The 1,900-nt window shown below is 63.7% G+C and carries 3 protein-coding genes; all 3 read right to left on the reverse strand.

Annotation, left to right across the window (positions count from 1 at the left end; genetic code table 11):
- Window positions 1-175, reverse strand: a 175-nt coding sequence (locus GX108_07785; GenBank protein NLO56929.1) for an SDR family NAD(P)-dependent oxidoreductase, incomplete at its 3' end; no start/stop codon positions are given.
- Between the two features lie 22 nt (window positions 176-197).
- Window positions 198-1,046, reverse strand: a complete 849-nt coding sequence (locus tag GX108_07790) for an acetoacetate decarboxylase family protein (GenBank protein NLO56930.1) — start codon at window positions 1,044-1,046, stop codon at window positions 198-200.
- Window positions 1,039-1,900 (reverse strand): FAD-dependent oxidoreductase (locus tag GX108_07795; protein NLO56931.1); only part of this gene is annotated, 862 nt, incomplete at its 5' end. The genes GX108_07790 and GX108_07795, both read right to left, overlap by 8 nt.

Below are 1,900 nucleotides of genomic sequence, written 5' to 3' on the forward strand. Positions count from 1 at the left end.
ATTCGGCCGAAAGACGGTCGGTATGCTTTTTCAGGTTCACGGCGTTAAAGTCCGCGAGCACGACCTTCTCCGCCCCGTAGGCCAGCAGCTCCTCAATGAGGGCCAGCCCTATGCCCGACGCCGCCCCGGTGACGACGGCGGTCTTGCCTTTGTAGTAGCTTTTGTCTAACTCCATCGGTGCATCCCGCCTTTCTTGTCTATTCGTAGGACTGGTGGTCCCTCAGGAAAGTGCAGCGGTCGTAACGGCCCGGCAACAGCAGGCACATCGCCTGGTTCAACTCTTTTTCGTCGGTGTATTCGTAGATCTTCTCCTGGCTTATGACCCAGTTGTCGCTGACCATCCAGCCGGCGCCGATCACGTTGGTCACGGGCAGCTCCCCCCACCTGTCGTTGATCGAGGAGGCCAGGGATACCTCGGCCTCGGCTGGATCCCAGGAGTAGTAGCGGGTCGGGCTGTTGTAGAAGGTCATCCTCAGGTTGGTGAACGCCCCCTGTTCCACGTTGTAGACGTGGTTGAGGCACCCACCGCCTGTGGTCGCCGGCTTCTCCCGCGAGCACCCCTCCTGCTCCATCCTGTGACCTTTCAGGTTGTAGGAGCCCATCTTTAACTTCACGTCCAGGAGGTCCACGCCGTCGCGCCTGATGAGGCACCTTCCCACGTCGCCCGTCCTCTCGACGAGGATCCTTTCGCACAGTTTCTTGGCGAGCCCCGACGTCTCGCGCCCGGAGAACACCCCCATCAGGGCGCCCGGTCCGCTCAGCATCAGGCCTAGGAAGTAGACGCCCACGTAATCTCCCAGCCGCGCCATTATCCCGAGGCCACCCTCCATGTACCATGGGGAGAAGGTGGGCTGGCGGATGTTCACGACGTAGATGTAGCACATCGGGTTGGCCGGGTCGGCTGGCACCAGGGGCGGCGGCAGCAGCTCCTTCGCCCTTTTCGGGTCCGTGTTGAAGAAGAGCTGGATGCCGTACTGGTCGTTCATGGCGCCGCCTTTCATGAAGTTCCCTAGTTCTTCTTCCGGGATCTTGTATCCCCTATCCATGCTGAACCTCTCCTCTCCTTGGGGCTCGCGGTTGGAACGTGAAGGCCCTTCCGCGGGCGTCCTGCGTGGCCTCGAGTATGCGCCCGCAGCACCTAGCGTCGCCAATGACCACGGCGTCGGGAAAGGCGGCCTTGAATAGCTCCGTCACGCCCTTGCGCGGGGCGACACCTACCGCCAGCACAACGCTGTCCGCCTGCACCGCTACCTTCTCACCGTCCGACAGTCGTGAAAGCTCCACGCCGCCGGGGACGATCCGCTCCAGCCTGTGACCGGTCAATACCACGGGGTCGTGGGGATTGATGCGGTTCATCACGTCCAACACCACGAGGTAGTACATGCCCGGGCCGACCTCGCCTAGCATCTCCACCATGGTGACCCCGCATCCCTTGAGTGCCAGCGTCTCAGCCGTCTCAAGCCCGGTCATGCCCGACCCTACCACTACGACCCTCCCCTCCGGACAGGCACGCCCCAGCAACACATCCTCGGCGGTGCAGACGAAGTCAAGATCCGTTCCGGGGACCGGCGGGATGCAGGGTTCCCCACCGCACGCCAGGAAGACGCCGCAGGGGTCCAGCCCCCCGACGTCCTCGGGGGTGACCTCCCGCCCAAGCCGGACCTCTATGCCCTCGCTTTCGACACGGGCGGTCAGCGAGCCGACGTAACTCGTTATCTTGTCCTTGCCGTACCCCTTGTCCGCAGTGTTGAGGGAGCCGCCCAGGCGAGCGCTGCTGTCGAAGATCACCGGGGCGAACCCGCGCTCCTTGAGGACAAGGGCGGCCTCGATACCGGCGGGGCCGCCGCCTACGATCGCCACCGCTCGTCCATCGCCGTCGCGGACGGGGTTAGCGTACTCC

Origin of the sequence: Thermovirga sp. (assembly GCA_012523215.1) — a bacterium.
Classification (GTDB): Bacteria; Synergistota; Synergistia; order Synergistales; family Thermovirgaceae; genus 58-81.